Raw genomic sequence first — 380 nt, forward strand, 5'->3', positions numbered from 1 at the left:
CAAGGTAGCGACAGCGCCAAGCTGGACACCACCGCGCCAACGATTGCCATCGCTACCACGCTGGCTGGCGACAACATCGTCAACGCCGCCGAACACAACCAGCCTCTGACCATCAACGGCAGCACCAGTGGTGTGGAAGACGGGCAGAAGGTAGACGTGGTGCTGAACGGCACTCACTACAGCGCTACGGTCACCAACAATAGCTGGACGCTGGACGTACCGGCCACCGACGTGGCCAAGCTGGCTAATGGTCAGAGCTACACCATTACCGCCGATGTCAGCGACAAGGCCGGCAACCCGGCACCGGAGGCCAGCCATGGTTTGTCCGTGGATACGGCAGCCCCGTCCGCCCCGACTGTGGTCATCGCCACCGATGCCAA

1 protein-coding gene is annotated in these 380 nt (G+C 62.6%); it reads left to right on the forward strand.

Features of this window, described 5'->3' with window-relative positions; genetic code table 11:
* Positions 1-380, forward strand: a 380-nt coding sequence (locus tag EAY64_RS20195) for a hypothetical protein (protein ID WP_199734511.1), incomplete at both ends; no start/stop codon positions are given.

Source organism: Aquitalea palustris, assembly GCF_003693445.1.
Taxonomy (GTDB): domain Bacteria; phylum Pseudomonadota; class Gammaproteobacteria; order Burkholderiales; family Chromobacteriaceae; genus Aquitalea; species Aquitalea palustris.